This is a genomic window from Merdimmobilis hominis, from assembly GCF_016901855.1.
Taxonomy (GTDB): Bacteria; Bacillota; Clostridia; order Oscillospirales; family Ruminococcaceae; genus Paludihabitans.
Genome location: NZ_JACJKY010000007.1, coordinates 57,206 through 74,043, shown reverse-complemented (window position 1 = coordinate 74,043; position 16,838 = coordinate 57,206). Strand labels below are relative to the sequence as shown.

The window sequence follows — 16,838 nt, the reverse complement described above, 5'->3', positions numbered from 1 at the left end:
ATCTTGTTTATCATATCATGATAATGGATTCCTGTAAATAGTTCAAGCATATTCTGTGAACAAAACGGGCGAACCGGTCATCGGTTCGCCCGTTTTTACAGACTGTGTCTGCTTTTTATTGATAGAACAGATCTTTTGTCGGGAAATGCGGCTCGCAGGTTAAGTTGACCTGCAATTTTTTAAGCGCCGAGTCATCGTCCTGTCCGATCATACGCGAGCAATGCGCCTCGCATCCTGCAAGAGCCGGAAGTTTTGACATCGCAAATGCTACGATTTCATTGGAGGCAGCACTAACAGCAAGTGCAAGCAGCACTTCTTCTAAACTCAAAACCGTCTGCTTCATACGCAGGACATTTCCTTTTAAATCAATAATCGGTTCAATGACGTTCGGGGAAATCAAATGCAGTTCATCGGGCAGGCGTGCGAGCACCTTGATACAGTTTAACACAGCAGCTGCAGCTGATGTCATGAGGTTCGACTGCTTGCCTGTGACAATCTTGCCGTCAGACAGCATGATCGCCATGACCGGAACACCGCTCTCTTTGCTCTTTTCGTTTGCCGCAGCAATGACCGGACGATCTTTTGCGCTGATCGACAGCTGTTTTAAGATCAGTTCAATACGGCCTGCTGTTTCCTCGTCAGCAAGTCCCTGACGCACATCACAAAGCGCTTTATAACGGCGGCGCAGAATCTCCTGTTTTGCAGCTTCCGAAACAACTGCGTCATCACAGATTGCAAAGCCAGCCATATTGACACCCATATCGGTCGGAGAACGATAAATATCATCTCTGCCGGTAATGCGCTCGAGAATTGCACGCACAATCGGGAATACCTCGATGTCACGGTTATAGTTGACGGCTGTTTTGCCGTATGCTTCCAAATGGAACGGGTCGATCATGTTGACGTCTTTTAAGTCAGCAGTAGCCGCTTCATACGCCAGATTCACCGGATGTTTCAGCGGAATATTCCAAATCGGGAATGTTTCAAATTTTGCGTAGCCTGCATGAACATCGTTTCTGTATTCATGGTAAAGCTGCGACAAACAGGTTGCCAGCTTGCCGCTGCACGGACCCGGTGCTGTGACAACAACGAGCGGTTTTGTTGTTTCAATATACGGGTTTGCACCGAATCCCTCATCGCTTACAATCAAATCGACCTCAGTCGGATATCCCGGTGTGGAACGGTGCAGATAGGTGCGCAGTCCGCGGGATTCGAGTTTTTGTTTAAAGCTGTCTGCTGCCGGCTGATCACTGTAGCGTGTGATGACGACGCTGCTCACAAGCAAACCCATACCGCGCAGATTGTCGATAACGCGCAGCAAGTCAAGATCATACGTAATACCAAAGTCTGCACGAATCTTTTTCTTTTCAATGTCTCCTGCATTGATACAGAAGATGATTTCCGCGCTGTCCTTAAATTCCATCAGCAGTTTTACTTTTGCACTCGGATCAAATCCCGGAAGCACGCGTGATGCATGAAAATCATCAAACAGCTTTCCGCCAAACTCCAAATACAGCTTGTTGTCAAACTGTTCAATTCGTTTTCTGATATATTCCGCCTGTTTTTGGACGTACAATGCATTATCAAATCCGATTTTCGACATATTTCCCATCCTTTTCCGCCTATCATACACCGGCTATTTTTCAATTCAGTCTATTTTATCATTTTTGCATGTCGATTACAAGCGTGTTTCTTCGGCATAATTTTATTTAATTTTCATATTTTTAATGACACGTCCGACTTTTTGCGGTATAATGTTTTTGAGTATTTTTCTCTGAAATCTTAATGTTATATTTTGCAGATTTCCATTTTCCATTCATTTCATCTGTATATGAGTCACAAGGAGTTTTTACATGAATGAATATATGAACGAACCCCAAAACGAAGCGCAGGACGCATCGTTTGATATACCGCCTGCACAGCAGGAGGGCCGTGTTTGTCCGTATTGCGGCGCGCCTGTTCGCGAACGTTTCTGCGGCTTGTGCGGTCACGATACCATGCAGGATCAGCCGAACAGCTTTGTGCATGAAATGCATCTGCCCCCGCAAATGCCTCCGCGCAGACGGCTTCACACCGGGCTGATTATTTCGCTGACCGTTCTTTGTGTGCTTTCCGTTTTTCTTTTCATTTTGACTGTTTCTCAGCTTCGTTTGTTTTCACCCTCGTCGCCTTCTGTGCCGGAGGAATCACAAACGCCTTCCGCGCAGCAGTCGCAGAATGTAGGCGGAATCAGTGCAGAGGAATATGCGAAAATTAAAAAAGGAATGTCGTATGCACATGTCAGTGCTATTATCGGTGATGACGGTGTTTTGGCGGATAACGGTACTACTGTTCAGGGAGAAGCATATTATACCTATGGCTGGTACGGCGAAAACAATCAATCTGCCGAAGTCTACATCACGTTCGTAAACGACGCTGTATCTGAAATTACCTTAAACGGAGAATTATAATTTTTTCATACGACAAGGAGCTGTTCTTTATTATGAACCGATTTGTATTTTCCCCTGCTGATATCTTGCTTTATAACGGCGAAAATCCTTCCGCTTTCAGCGTGGTTGCCTGTGACCAATATACTTCTGAACCGCAGTATTGGGCGGAGGTACGCGAACTCGTCGGAAAGCATCCGTCTGCACTGCACCTGATCTTTCCGGAAGCAGATTTTAAAACGGCAGATTTCGACGCACGGATTATGTCAATCAACGTCGCAATGACAAACTATTTGAATGCCGGACTGTTCTCGACATATCCAAACGCAATCATTTATACCGAGCGTACTTTAAAAAACGGAAAAATCCGCAGAGGTCTGATCGGAAAAATTGATTTGGAAGAGTATCAGTACACACAAGGTTCAACCAGCCGTGTCCGTGCAACTGAAGGAACCGTGCTTGAACGGATTCCGCCGCGCGTCCGCATCCGCAAAAATGCGCCGCTCGAGCTGCCGCACGTGATGCTGCTCATTGACGACGCTTCCCGTTCGATTATTGAACCGCTTGAAAGCTGGTCACAGACGCAGGATAAACTGTATGACTTTGATCTCATGATGGAAAGCGGTCATCTGCGCGGCTATTTATTGGATGATACACAAAAACAGCGTGTTGTCACGGCACTCGAAACGCTTGCCGACGAGGAAATATTTTTCAAGAAATACGGCATCACCGGCGCACCGGTGCTACAGTATGCAGTTGGTGACGGCAACCACTCGCTTGCCACTGCGAAAAAAGCATATCTTGAATTAAAAGAACGCATCGGTGTGGACGAAGCACTTCAGCATCCGGCACGGTATGCGCTTGTCGAAGTCGTAAACCTGTATGACGAATCGCTCGAATTCGAGGCAATCCATCGTGTGCTGTTTGATATCGAGCCGCAGAGGGTGTTAAACGCGCTTGAAATCGCATTCTCCCCGTCGGATACACCGGTTCCGGGCGCTCACAAGCTTACCGTTGTACAAAACGGTGAAAAACGCACCGTTTATCTCACAGAAACGGCCCACAGCTTGGCAGTCGGCGATTTACAGTCGTTTTTGGATGAATATTTAAAGAAACGGCCGGGCGAGGTCGACTATATTCACGGCGAAGATGTCGTATTAAAGCTCAGTGAACAGCCGAACACACTGGGATTCATCTTAGAGCCGATGAAAAAAGAGGAGCTCTTTCCTTCAGTAATTGTGGACGGTGCACTTCCGAGAAAAACATTTTCCATGGGCGAAGCGTGCGACAAACGCTTTTACTGGGAAGCCAGAAAAATCAAACAAACACAAGAATAAATAAGGAGCAGCCGCATGGCTGCTCTTTTGCTTTAGCCCGTTAAACTATTGACAAGCGACTGGGAATCATATAAAATAAAATGGATGGATTCTAATAAAAAATGAACGTGGAAATCGTGCAGATTGCACACCGGACCGGCGCCCGGATTTCCAGTTTTTCATCCGCACCGGAGAAACGGAGTTTGCTATGGGACTTACAATCGCAGAGAAAATTCTGTCGGCGCACGTTGTTGACGGAACCTTCGAAAAAGGCAATGAAATCGGTTTGAAAATTGACCAGACACTCACGCAGGATGCCACCGGTACAATGGCGTATCTTGAGTTTGAGGCAATGGGCGTAAAACGTGTTCAGACAGAACGAAGCGTTGCATATATTGATCACAATACGCTGCAGTCGGGTTTTGAAAATGCTGACGACCACCGTTTTATCGGTTCGATCGCCAAAAAGCACGGCATTTATTTTTCTCGTCCGGGCAACGGTATCTGCCACCAGGTACATCTCGAGCGCTTTGCAAAACCGGGCAAAACGCTGATCGGTTCGGACAGCCACACCCCGACTGCCGGCGGCATCGGCATGTTTGCAATGGGTGCAGGCGGTCTTGACGTAGCAGTTGCAATGGGCGGCGGCGCTTACTACATCACCGCACCGAAAATGGTTCGCATCAATTTGACCGGCAAACTTCGTCCGTGGGTTGCCGCAAAAGATATTATTTTGGAAGTACTGCGTCTGCTGTCTGTCAAAGGCGGCGTCGGAAAAGTAATTGAATACGGCGGCGAAGGCGTCAAAACACTCTCTGTTCCGGAGCGTGCAACGATCACGAACATGGGCGCAGAACTCGGCGCAACCACTTCGATTTTCCCGTCTGACGAAATCACCCGTGCATTCTTAAAAGCACAGGGCCGCGAAGAGGACTGGTGCGAAGTCAAAGCCGATGACGACGCAGTCTATGATGAAGTATACAACATCGACCTGTCTGCGATTGCACCGATGGCAGCTTGTCCGCACAGCCCGGATCGCGTCAAAACAATTCCGGAGATCGGCAAACTGAAAGTCGATCAGGTCTGCATCGGCTCGTGCACAAACTCCTCGCTGCTCGACATGATGAAAGTTGCTTATATTTTAAAAGGAAAGACCTGTCATCCGGACGTAAGCCTTTCGATTGCGCCGGGTTCGAAGCAGGTATTCCAGATGATGGCGCAAAACGGCCTCTTGGCAGATCTGATTGCGGCAGGCGCGCGCATTCTCGAATGTGCATGCGGTCCGTGCATCGGCATGGGACAGTCGCCGAACTCCAAAGGTGTTTCGCTCCGTACATTCAACCGTAACTTTGAAGGACGTTCGGGCACTGCCGACGGCCAGATCTATCTTGTAAGCCCGGAGGTTGCCGCTGTATCGGCGCTCACCGGCTACTTGACCGATCCGAGCGAGGTGCTCGGTGAAATGCCGGCGTTTACCCTGCCGGAGTCGTTCTTAATCAACGACAACATGATCGTTCCGCCGGCTTCCGAAGAAGAGATGGATTCTGTCGAAATCCTGCGCGGTCCGAACATCAAACCGTTCCCGGTGACCACCCCGCTCGACGAAACAATCGAAGCACCGTGTGCACTGAAAGTCGGCGACAACATCACAACCGACCACATCATGCCGGCCGGTGCGAAAATCCTGCCGCTTCGTTCGAACATTCCGGCGATCTCCATGCACTGCTTCACCGTGTGCGATAAAACCTTCCCGGAGCGTGCGCTCTCATTGAAACAGAGTATCATTGTCGGCGGCGCAAACTACGGACAAGGCTCCTCGCGTGAACACGCTGCACTCGCACCGCTGTATTTGGGTGTCAAAGCTGTTTTGGTGCAGTCCTTTGCCCGCATTCACCGTGCAAACCTGATTAACGCCGGCATTCTGCCGCTCACCTTCAAAAACGAAGCAGATTACGAGAAGATCGATCAGGATGACGTGCTCCTGCTTAAAGATATCCGCAAGACAATCGAAAATGACGGTGAAATCGTTGTCGAAAACGTGACAAAGGGCATTCAGATTCCGGTTTCGTGCGATTTGTCCGGCCGTTCGAAAGATATCATTCTTGCAGGCGGCTTATTAAACTATACAAAACAACAGCTCGGCTGATTTTCATACGATAAGGAGGATTCGTCCCATGGAAAAAATCAAAATGACAACGCCGCTCGTCGAGATGGACGGCGACGAGATGACCCGTGTCATCTGGAAAATGATCAAAGATATCCTGTTAACACCGTATATTGATCTCAATACGGAATATTACGACTTGGGTCTCGTACACCGCAATGAAACGAATGATCAGGTCACGATTGACTCTGCAAACGCCACCAAAAAATACGGCGTTGCTGTCAAATGCGCGACGATCACACCGAATGCAGACCGCATGAAGGAGTATACCCTCAAAGAGATGTGGAAAAGCCCGAACGGCACAATCCGTGCGATTTTGGACGGCACTGTATTCCGCAAACCGATCATTGTCAAAGGCATTGAGCCGTACGTTTCCACCTGGAAAAAACCGATCACGATCGCCCGTCATGCATACGGCGATATCTATAAAAACACAGAGCTCCGCGTCAAAGCCGGTGCAAAAGCGGAATTGGTTATCACCAATCCTGACGGCACAGAGGAGCGCGCGCTCATTCACGACTTTAAAGGCGACGGCATTGTGCAGGGCGTTCACAACCTCGACGACAGCATTAAAAGCTTCGCACGCGCTTGCTTAAACTTCGCGCTCGACCAGAAAGAGGACATCTGGTTCGCAACAAAAGACACAATCTCCAAACAGTATGACCACCGCTTCAAAGATCTCTTCAACGAAGTCTACGAAACCGAATACAAAGAGCGGTTTGAAGCGGCAGGCATCGAATATTTCTACACACTCATCGACGATGCAGTTGCACGCGTCATCCGCAGTGATGGCGGCTTCATCTGGGCATGCAAAAACTATGACGGCGACGTTATGTCCGACATGGTGGCAACCGCATTCGGCTCGCTCGGCATGATGACTTCTGTGCTCGTTTCACCGGACGGCGTGTATGAGTATGAAGCAGCGCACGGCACCGTTACTCGCCACTACTACAAATACTTAAAAGGCGAAACAACCTCCACAAACTCGATTGCAACGCTGTTTGCATGGACGGGCGCTTTATATAAACGCGGCGAGCTCGACCAAAACGAAGCGCTCATGACGTTTGCGAAAAAGCTTGAACAGGCCGCTGTTCAGACGATCGAAGACGGCGTGATGACAGGAGACCTGTATCGCTTATCCACACTCGAAACAAAGCAGACCGTTGATACCGAAACATTCTTAAACGAGATCAACGTCCGCCTGCAGGCGCTTCTTTGATTTTTTACCACACAGAAAGGTCTTTTGACACATGGCACACGAAAAAAATATCTCAAAAGCGGTGATTAAGCGTCTTCCCCGTTACTACCGGTTTTTAGGCGAGCTGTTGAATCAAGGGGTCACCCGAATTTCTTCCCGTCTTTTGTCAGAAAAAATGGGGATTACAGCCTCGCAGATCCGTCAGGATTTAAACTGCTTCGGCGGATTTGGTCAGCAGGGATACGGATATAACGTCAATGTACTCTACGAAGAAATCGCATCAATTCTCGGACTTGACCGTCAGGTGGATGCCATTTTGATCGGTGCAGGCAATCTTGGCCGCGCAGTGGCAAACCACATGGAATTTGAACAGCGCGGATTTCGGCTGATTGGCATTTTTGACGAAAATCCGGCGCTGATCGGTCAAACAATCAAAGGCGTTTTGGTACGTTCTACCGATAAAATTGAGCCGTTCTGCCGTGTCTATCATCCGACTGCTGCCATTTTGTGTATTCCAAAAACGGTAACAAAAGAAATCAGTGATCGGTTGATCGATGCAGGCGTAAAAGGATTTTGGAACTTCAGTCATTATGACCTTGCTTTAAACCAAAAAGAACGCGGTATCGTTGTGGAAAACGTTCATATGAGCGACAGCTTGATGACACTAAGCTATGAGCTCAAGACGCTGCTGTCTGAAGAAAACTAAAAAAGATTCACAGCCAAAAAAGAACCGGCAGTCCTAAGATTGCCGGTTCTTGCGATTCTTGACGAAAAATTTTGAGCATGATACAATAAAACAAAAGAAAAAGAGAAGAAAAGAGGGGCTTTATGATCAAACGATTTATTTCCTATTACAAGCCGCATCTGCCGCTGTTTTGCCTTGATATGTTCTGCGCATTGATTGCGGCGCTGTGCGATTTGTTTTTTCCAACGATCACGGGTGATATGATCGACAAATATATCCCAAACCGGCAGCTCAATTTGATGCTCATTTGGGGTGCTGCACTGCTTGGCATTTTTATTTTGAAGGCATGCATGAACTATATTGTGCAGTACTATGGCCACTGTGTCGGCGTGCGCATGCAGGCAGCGATGCGAAAAGAGATCTTTTCGCATATGCAGACACTCCCTTTTTCCTTTTTTGATACGCACAAAACCGGTGCGATCATGTCGCGGATTGTCAACGACCTGATGGAGATTTCCGAGCTTGCACATCACGGTCCTGAGAATTTGTTTATCTCAGCGATCATGTTTATCGGAAGTTTCTGCATTTTAATTACGATCAATCCGATTTTAACGGTTTGCATTTTCGCACTGATTCCGATTCTTTTGCTGTTTGCTATTAAAATGCGCAAACGAATGGGACGTGCATTCAAACAAACGCGTGTGGAAATCGCAGAGGTCAACGCCGATCTTGAAAACAGCATTGCAGGCATCCGTGTTGCAAAAGCATTCACAAACGCATCCCATGAAGAACGGAAATTTTCAAAAAGCAACCGTGCCTTTTTAAAAGCGCGGGAATTCGCCTATCGCACGATGGGTGAGTTTCACTCCGGCATGGGACTGCTCACCGACATTTTAAACCTTGTCGTATTGGTGGGCGGCGGTCTGTGCTGTTTCTACGGGATGATTACGACCGGTGAATTTTTCAAATACATGCTCTACATCAATCTTTTCTTAACCCCAATCCGCCGCATCATCGACTTTATCGAACAGCTGCAAAACGGTATGAGCGGATTTGAGCGTTACTGCGAAATCATGGACACGAAAAGTGAAACAGAATCCCCTGATGCACTCGATGCTGCGCATCTTGACGGAAACATCACGTTTGACGATGTCACATTCACCTATGAAGAAGACGGCGCAGCCGTTCTTTCACACGTCAGTTTGTCTGTTCCCGCCGGAAAAACGGTTGCGTTTGTCGGTCCGTCCGGCAGCGGCAAAACAACACTTTGCCACTTGATTCCGCGGTTTTACGAAATTGACGACGGCGCGATCACGATTGACGGCATGGACATCCGCTCTCTCACGAGAGATTCCCTGCGCAGAAACATCGGCATTGTGCAGCAGGACGTATTCCTGTTCACCGGAACCATCCGCGACAACATTGCTTACGGCAATCTGGATGCTTCTGAAGAAGAAATTATTCATGCGGCGAAGCTTGCCAATATCCACGATTTTGTTTCCACACTTCCTGATGGATACGATACATTCATCGGAGAACGCGGCGTGAAGCTTTCCGGCGGCCAAAAACAGCGTCTTTCGATCGCACGGCTGTTCTTAAAGAACCCGCCGATTCTGATTCTTGATGAGGCGACTTCAGCACTTGACAACGCAACCGAACAGATGATTCAGTCCGCGCTTGATACATTAAGTCAAAACAAAACAACGCTCGTGGTTGCACACCGCCTGTCAACAATCAAAAACGCCGATTTGATCGTTGTGCTCACATCCAACGGCATTGAAGAAACAGGCACACACGAAGAACTCTTACAAAATCACGGACTGTACGCACAGCTGTATGAATCTCAGTTTAAGAATCTTTCGTGATTTTCCCGTTATCGTCCACGTTTTTTGAATACCAGAACATCTGCGGGTTCTCCTGTATTTCTGCACGCACCGTCTTGTCGTGTGGATGTATGGGAAAACCCGCATTTTTTCAATACACGCACAGATGCTTCGTTTCCGGCAAATACCTGTGCCGAAAACTGTTTCACGCCAAGATGAGAAACCGCCCATTCCATCACTGCTTCAATCGCTTCCGGCATGATACCTTGTCCCCAGAGTACACGTGAAAGCGCATAGCCAAGCTCAGCCTCTTTTCGCATCGAATCAAAGCGAACAATACTGACGGAACCCATCGGTTCTCCCGCTGTTAAACGATTTTCATCACACAACGCACGGTTTGGCACGATTGCCCAGTGAAGATTTCCGCGGCTGCTGTGATAACAAAAGCTTTCCAGCACACCGCGTGTGATTGCAGGGCTGCTGTGCGCTTTTCCCGCCATAAATCGTGCAACTTGAGGATCGGATGTCCAGTTTTTAAACATTGCCTGCTCATCTTCCATGCAGAATGCGCGCAAGATCAAACGTTTTGTGACAATTTGTTCCGGTACGATTCTATGTTGAAACTGCCTCATACATCTCCCTCCTTTTTTGTTTTCTTTACTTTATTATATCATATTTAAACTTCCGCAACTGAATAAAAAATCATTTGATTTTCTCAAAAAAAGCTTGCAAAAAGCATGGTGCTGTGGTATAATAATTTTTGTAAGTTTGGAGGCGTAGCTCAGCTGGTCAGAGCGCACGGTTCACATCCGTGAGGTCGCGGGTTCGAGCCCCTCCGTCTCCACCAGACTGAGTCTGGAGCCAATTCGCGCTCCAGGCTTTTTATTTTGCCTGAAAGTTAGATGCTCGCGCCGAGAATATGAGAATGCAATCAGTCTTGGCCTGCCTGCGGTGAGCAATTCGCGCTCCGCAGGTTTTTTGTTTTTGTGGAGTGAAACACTCTTGCTGTGAGTTCGACGCGGGAATCAAAGTAAGAAAGGGTGCAGCCACTGCCCGCGCGAAATCAAAGCGGCTTAGCCGCCGCGCTCCGCAGGTTTTTTATTTTGCCTGAAAGTTAGATGCCCGCATCGAGAATATGAGAATGCAATCAGTCTTGGCCTGCCTGCGGTGAGCACGTACTCCGCAGGTTTTTTATTTTACTGAAATAAAGTTGTCCGTATAAAGAATTTACCTGTGATCTTTGCGTAAGGGATTGTTCTACCGCAGATTCCGTTGTATAATAAAAGAAAACGCTCTGTTCGAAAGGAAGGATTCCTATGCGCAAAAATTTCGGAACAAAATCATGGTTTTATCCGCTGCCGGTATTGATTATCGGAACATACGGCGAAGACGGTACCCCTGACGCCATGAACGCTGCATGGGGCGGACTGTATGACGAAGACAAAGTGGTGATCTGTTTAAGCGCAGGTCACAAAACAACCGCAAACATCAAACAAACCGGCGCATTCACCTTAAGCTTTGCTGACGCTGATCATGTCGCAGAGGCCGATTATGTGGGAATGGTTTCCGGCAATACCGAACCGAATAAGGTCATAAAATCTGGTTTCCACACCACCAAAAGTTCGTTTGTCAACGCGCCGCTCATTGATGAACTGCCGGTTGCGCTCGAATGCGAACTGATTAAAGTGAATGAAGACGGCAACGTCATCGGCAAGATTGTGAACATCAGCATTGATGAACGTGTGCTGAATGAATCGGGCAATCTCGATCTGAACGTGTTCCGTCCGATCTCCTTTGAACCGGCAAACAACGGCTATCATGTGCTGGGCGAGCGAGTCGGCAACGCATTCAAAGACGGCAGTAAATTAAAATAAGTTTACCTTTTTAACCCAATTTTAAAAAGCTGTCTGTACTTCAGTACAGACAGCTTTTTATATGTAATCTCAATTCATTATTGTTTGGGTGTATCATTTGTCTTTACATTTCGATTTGAATGCGCTATAATGACAGCAAAACGATCGATTTGTCACCCCGAACGGAGTGACTTTTTAAACGAATAAAGGTAAGGGATTTCTATGATGAAGTACATCTATCAAAACCGTGAAATTGATTCGGTGGAACTCAAATGTCTGGTTGTCAGCCACGGACTGACCATCGACAAAGCAGTCTATCAGCGTTTTTCACCGACGCACCGATTAAACGCCAACGCACTGACCTGCAACTGTTTTAAGCTGCCGGATGAAACCATCGTCATGGCAACCGACATGGGATTTCATCTCTCGACACTGTCATCCATGTTTTCCTGGGACAATCTAAAGCTGTTTCGGTATCTCTCCGACATGAAAACGGATTTTCGTATCCGGCTTGTCGATGAAACGCCCGTCCTGTGCAGCGGAGAGGAAGTGATCTGTCCGGTCACCTTTTTGCCGCACACGGATTTTTACAAGCAGAAAACAGCTTCCGGAATGCCATATATCGGCAACGCCGTATTGCAGGGATGCGATTGGGTCGCGTTTCAATGTCTGTGGCCGTGTGAATACGCGCAGGCAGGAAAGCCCTGTCAATACTGCTTCTCAGGCGGCCAGTTCGAATCGCTTGCAAAGCGCGGCAAGCCGATGCCGTTTATCCCCTCGCCCGAGGACGTAAGTGAAGTGGTAAACTACGCCATCGACCATTGCAGTACAAACAGCGTGCAGATCACCGGCGGTTCCACGTTTGACGCAAACAAAGAAGCCGCACACATCACCCGATATCTTTCCGCACTGCCGCGAAAACGATTAAACGGCGAAGTGCTTCTCTATATCACACCGCCTGAATCGCATGAAATCATCGACCGCTATTTTTCACTGGGCGCAGACCGAATCGCGTGCAGCCTTGAAGTCTGGGACGACGAACGTGCCGCGGTCATCACACCGGGCAAGCGCTTGTTCACGACCAAACAGCGGCACTTGGACGCGCTTTCTTATATCGCGGAGAAATACGGACCAAACCGTGCCTTTTCAAACTTTATCATCGGATTGGAGTCGATCGAAGCGCTCAAACAAGGCGCTGCATTCTTAGCGGAGCGCGGGATTATTCCGTCGGCTTCCGTGTGGATGCCGTTCGGCAAACCGGTCATGAACTCGATGACACCGCCCGACCTCGACTATTTCCGTGCAGTCAAAGAAATGCTTGCGGAATTGTATGTAAAATACAATCTAACGCCCGCGGGCGGCTGCGGATTAAATGTCTGCGTCGAACGCGACATCTGGCGGTACGCGACGCAGTCATAACACGTATGTTACAGCATGTCTGCCACACAAACAGACAGAACAGACATACAAGACAGCATAATAAATCGGCACAGCCAAACATTCGGTTGTGCCGTTTTCGTTTCGTTTGATGAACGCTTCAATCCTCCAAGCATATTCTCATGAATTCTTCGCGGATTTCATCATTTGCTTCATCATTTTCGCATGGTTTACAATATGCAAAATCACCAGCACAATAAACAGCACACCCGATGCACTGTGCGTAATCGCGAACGCCTTTCCCCCTGCAAAATGAACGGCAAAACCGCTTGCCGCCATCACGACAAAAACGACAATGAGTAAACTATCAATCAATAATGCTTTTTTTCGATTGAACATTTTAATGCCCCTTTTCCTGATTCATTTTCGCTTTATGGCATGCCGAAGTTCGTAAGTTTTAAACACACACCGATTAATTTTGACTCTGGCATTCCGATAGAAACAAGGTTAGTCGCAACTAACATCAAGTATTATACGGAACTTCTCGCGGTTTGTCAATCCCTTTTTTAGGGCAGGAGCATTTTCCAATCGATTTTGTCTGCCCACATGATTTCTTTTCCAAAATAAAATAGCACAGCCAAGCAATTTGGCTGTGCCATTTTTTCTTTCTTCAGGTTTTCTCTTTTTATTTAAAGGTTACGATCGTAACACCCGTTTCACCCTCGCCGTATACGCCGAGACGGAATGTTTTGACCTGCTTGCAGTGTTTTAGGTAATCATGAACTGCACTGCGCAGTGCGCCGGTTCCTTTGCCGTGGATGATCGTCACCTGCTCAATATGCGAAAGCAAGCTGCGGCTTATAAACATATCAAGCTCCATGAGTGCCTCCTCGACTGTCTGCCCGCGCAAATCAAGCTCCATCATACCGCGTGCCGTTTTCGCCCCTTTATTCGACGAAATCGTGCGGATCGACGCACCGTTAAGCTTCGGCTTTTTCGCCTTTTCGTCAAGCCGCAGATTCGACACCGGCACGCGCGTTTTCATAATACCCGCCTGTACGAGCACATTCCCCGATTTGTCCGGCAGTTCAAGTACCGTTGCCGTCTTGTCGATATCCACAATCAGCACTGTATCGCCCTTTTTGAGCGGACGCGGCAGCACATAGCCCTCATTCGACCGCTTCACCACCGGATTTGCTTGATCGGATAACTTATCAAGCTTTCCGCGCAGCTGTGATTTTGCCTCACCGGTTCGCCGGATGAAGTCCTCTTTCTCCTTTTCACGACGAAGCTTCTGAAGTTCATCCATAATGAGGTTTGCATCAAGCTTCACTGCATCCACGATGCGGCTCGCCTCTTTGCGTGCCTGCTCGATGATCTGCTCCTTTTGAATGATCGCATCGTGGTTTGCCGTACGCAGTGACTCGCGCTCCTCTTTGAGTGCTTTGATCTGTGCTGTTAACTCGCGGTTTTTCTCCTCATTCTCCTGCCGCGATGATTCAAGCCGGTCAATGACATCCTCAAAGCTCTTTTTGTCGCTCTCCACAAGCGATGATGCCCGCGAGAGAACCGTCTCACTGATACCAAGCCGGCGCGAAATCTCAAACGCATTCGACCGGCCGGGTGTGCCGATCATCAGCCGGTATGTCGGCTGCAATGTCTTTACGTCAAACTCGCACGACGCGTTTTCAACACCCTCCGTTTCGAGCGCGTAGACCTTTAACTCCGCATAGTGTGTCGTCGCCGCGACGATGGCGCCCTTTTGGAACAATTCCGTCAAAATCGACTGCGCAAGCGCCGCACCCTCGACCGGATCGGTTCCGGAACCGAGCTCATCGACCAGCACCAGACTGTGTCCGTCGGCTTCGTTTAAGATCGATACGATGTTCGTCATGTGCGCCGAGAAAGTGGACAGGTTCTGCGCGATGCTCTGCTCATCACCGATATCAACGAGAATCTTCTTGAAAATCGAAATCGTACTGTGATCGGAAACAGGCACAAGCAGGCCGCACATCGTCATGAGCGTGAGTAAGCCGATCGTTTTAAGCGTAACCGTTTTACCGCCGGTATTCGGACCGGTGACAACGAGCGACCGATACGACTGTCCGAGCGAAAGTGTGATCGGCACGACCTTTTCTTTCGCAATCAGCGGATGGCGCGCGCGGTTTAACACGATCTGCCCATCCTCGGTAATCCGCGGAAGCACCGCGTTCATCTGCTCGGCAAGGCGTGCCTTTGCAAAGTAGAGATTGAGTGCAATGACCGTTTCAAAGTCGGACGCGATCACATCTGCCTGCTCGCCGCACAGCGCGGAAAGCTCCGCCAAAATGCGCTCGATCTCGGCTTTCTCCTGCGATTGCAGCACACGGATTTCATTGTTCGCCTCGACAACTGCCATCGGCTCAATGAACAGCGTTGCACCCGAAGAGGAGGTGTCATGCACCAAACCGCTCACGGTGCTCTTGTACTCCGCCTTAACCGGCAGTACATACCGTCCGTCACGCATCGTGACGAGGTTTTCCTGCAACGCCTTTTGATACGTCGATGAGCGGATCATTTTGTCGAGTGTTTCACGAATCCGGCTGCCTGCCGAACGGATTTTGCGCCGGATGGACATGAGCGTATCACTCGCCGTGTCGCTTACTTCTTCCTCGGAAATAAACACGGACGCAATCCGTTTTTCAAGCGGGCGGTTTGCCATAAGCATGGAAAACACCGGCTTTAATGTATTCTGTACATTGGCGCACTGCTCGTACCATTCAAGCAGCGTACGCGCCTGTTTTAAGACGGCCGCGATATTCAAAATCGCGCGCGGTGTTAAAATACCGCCCACCTGTGCAAGCTTTAAGTGCTCGGAGGGGTCGTCCATTTTTGTGAACACGGGCGTGCCGAAATGCGCCGACAGCAAAAATGCGTCGTTCGTTTTTGCCGTTTCATCCTTTACAATCGAAAGATTGTCGTTCGGCTTTAGCGACAGCGCACGCTGACGCGCCGTTTCACAGCAAGTCAGTTCGGAAAGTCGGGTGAGGATTTTGTCAAGTTCCAGCACCCGGCAATATTTTTCGTTAATCATATGTTACCTCTGTCAAATAATGTATTAAAAATCGTCCAGGATTTAAGTTCTGTTTCGGTGTGCATCTGCGTATAGACTTCCGCTAAATCGTAAAGCTGTCGGCGGCATGTTGCGGGAATCTGGAACGAAAACAGTTTCTCAAAAGGAGAAAACACAATATGCCGCACTGCTGCAAGCACCGCCGGATGCAGATGCACGCACATCGTATCAGGCGACGCATATTCGGACAGTTCATAGCATTCTTTGCACATCAAACGTCCGTAAAGCGGCAAAAAAACCATTTCGTCCGATTCATACGCCGCACACCGGTCACATGCCACGACATTCGGCATAAACCCGCTTAAGGAGAGAATTCGCAGCTCAAACACCGGCTTTAAATGCGCAATCGAATACGTTTCCTTCTCCAAAAAATAGCAGGTGTTTAGCAGCAGCCGCAGTACCTCGGCGCAGTTTTCCTCTGTCGGGGATAAAAACGCGCAGAGCTGCACAAAATAGCCCGCAAGCGACAGCTTTACCACATCAAGTCGCAAATCATAAAACGATTCAATGATCTCCGCGCTGTCCACCGTTTCATACGATTTTCCCTGAAACAGGCAAAACTCGCTGTAGCACAGAACCTGTGTCGCACCGGTCAGCGGACTTTTCGGCGAGCGGCTGCGTCTTGCACAGACTTCAATCAGTCCGCGATCCGCCGTCAATACCGTGAGAATCCGGTCATTTTCCCCGATGTTCCGCTCCTTTAAAATCATTCCCTTTGTCTTTTTCTGCATCGCTTATCATTCCCGTCAAATCGCCGTGTACGCACTGCGCATACAACAGATAGTCGTCAATCTTTCCGCTTTGTTCAAAGCGGTTCCAAAGCATCGTTTCTTTTTCCGTCTGCACGAAAACACCTCCGGACAAAAATCACCGATCCGTTTTTG

General features: G+C 48.5%; 14 protein-coding genes and 1 tRNA gene. 9 read left to right on the top strand and 6 right to left on the bottom strand.

All coding sequences use genetic code 11. The features are described 5' to 3' along the window. Positions 1–115: 115 nt before the first annotated feature. Positions 116–1,603: a DUF1846 domain-containing protein gene (locus H6A12_RS05875; RefSeq protein WP_204445824.1), complete on the bottom strand. Its 1,488-nt coding sequence runs from the start codon at positions 1,601–1,603 to the stop codon at positions 116–118. Between the two features lie 250 nt (positions 1,604–1,853). On the opposite strand from H6A12_RS05875, the gene H6A12_RS05870 reads away from it, so the two are divergent. The 6 genes from H6A12_RS05870 (at position 1,854) to H6A12_RS05845 (ending at position 9,654) form a co-directional block, all read left to right on the top strand. Then, entirely contained in the window at positions 1,854–2,450 is a 597-nt protein-coding gene (locus H6A12_RS05870; protein ID WP_204445822.1) for a hypothetical protein, read from the top strand. A 32-nt stretch (positions 2,451–2,482) separates the two neighbouring features. Further along, complete coding sequence (locus H6A12_RS05865) at positions 2,483–3,763, top strand: DUF1015 domain-containing protein (protein WP_204445820.1); 1,281 nt, start codon at positions 2,483–2,485, stop codon at positions 3,761–3,763. Between the two features lie 187 nt (positions 3,764–3,950). Continuing rightward, positions 3,951–5,888, top strand: a complete 1,938-nt coding sequence (locus H6A12_RS05860; RefSeq protein ID WP_204445818.1) for an aconitate hydratase — start codon at positions 3,951–3,953, stop codon at positions 5,886–5,888. Between the two features lie 28 nt (positions 5,889–5,916). Next, entirely contained in the window at positions 5,917–7,125 is a 1,209-nt protein-coding gene (locus H6A12_RS05855) for an NADP-dependent isocitrate dehydrogenase (protein WP_204445816.1), read from the top strand. Between the two features lie 31 nt (positions 7,126–7,156). After that, positions 7,157–7,810, top strand: coding sequence for a redox-sensing transcriptional repressor Rex (locus H6A12_RS05850; protein WP_204445814.1), 654 nt, complete (start codon positions 7,157–7,159; stop codon positions 7,808–7,810). A gap of 122 nt (positions 7,811–7,932) precedes the next feature. Then, positions 7,933–9,654 carry an ABC transporter ATP-binding protein gene (locus tag H6A12_RS05845; RefSeq protein ID WP_204445813.1) on the top strand — a complete coding sequence of 574 codons (1,722 nt, stop codon included), beginning with the start codon at positions 7,933–7,935 and terminating at the stop codon, positions 9,652–9,654. Between the two features lie 8 nt (positions 9,655–9,662). Here H6A12_RS05845 and H6A12_RS05840 read toward each other — a convergent pair whose 3' ends face one another. Beyond that, positions 9,663–10,244, bottom strand: coding sequence for a GNAT family N-acetyltransferase (locus tag H6A12_RS05840; protein WP_204445812.1), 582 nt, complete (start codon positions 10,242–10,244; stop codon positions 9,663–9,665). Positions 10,245–10,382: 138 nt separating this feature from the next. On the opposite strand from H6A12_RS05840, the gene H6A12_RS05835 reads away from it, so the two are divergent. From H6A12_RS05835 to H6A12_RS05825, 3 genes are all read left to right on the top strand, one after another. Next, positions 10,383–10,459 (top strand) — tRNA-Val (locus tag H6A12_RS05835). Between the two features lie 469 nt (positions 10,460–10,928). Next, on the top strand, positions 10,929–11,486 hold the full coding sequence (locus H6A12_RS05830) for a flavin reductase family protein (RefSeq protein WP_204445811.1): 558 nt from the start codon (positions 10,929–10,931) through the stop codon (positions 11,484–11,486). A 201-nt stretch (positions 11,487–11,687) separates the two neighbouring features. Further along, positions 11,688–12,884: a radical SAM protein gene (locus tag H6A12_RS05825; RefSeq protein WP_204445810.1), complete on the top strand. Its 1,197-nt coding sequence runs from the start codon at positions 11,688–11,690 to the stop codon at positions 12,882–12,884. 138 nt (positions 12,885–13,022) lie between these two features. On the opposite strand, the gene H6A12_RS05820 is transcribed toward H6A12_RS05825, so the two are convergent. The 4 genes from H6A12_RS05820 to H6A12_RS05805 form a co-directional block, all read right to left on the bottom strand. Further along, entirely contained in the window at positions 13,023–13,241 is a 219-nt protein-coding gene (locus H6A12_RS05820; RefSeq protein ID WP_204445809.1) for a hypothetical protein, read from the bottom strand. A gap of 286 nt (positions 13,242–13,527) precedes the next feature. Next, a complete protein-coding gene (locus tag H6A12_RS05815; RefSeq protein WP_204445806.1) occupies positions 13,528–15,915 on the bottom strand; it encodes an endonuclease MutS2 in 2,388 nt (795 codons plus the stop codon). Beyond that, on the bottom strand, positions 15,912–16,685 hold the full coding sequence (recO, locus tag H6A12_RS05810; protein ID WP_204445801.1) for a DNA repair protein RecO: 774 nt from the start codon (positions 16,683–16,685) through the stop codon (positions 15,912–15,914). The genes H6A12_RS05815 and recO overlap by 4 nt, the downstream gene beginning before the upstream one ends. Then, entirely contained in the window at positions 16,630–16,800 is a 171-nt protein-coding gene (locus tag H6A12_RS05805) for a hypothetical protein (protein ID WP_204445797.1), read from the bottom strand. The genes recO and H6A12_RS05805 overlap by 56 nt, the downstream gene beginning before the upstream one ends. Between the last annotated feature and the right edge of the window lie 38 nt (positions 16,801–16,838).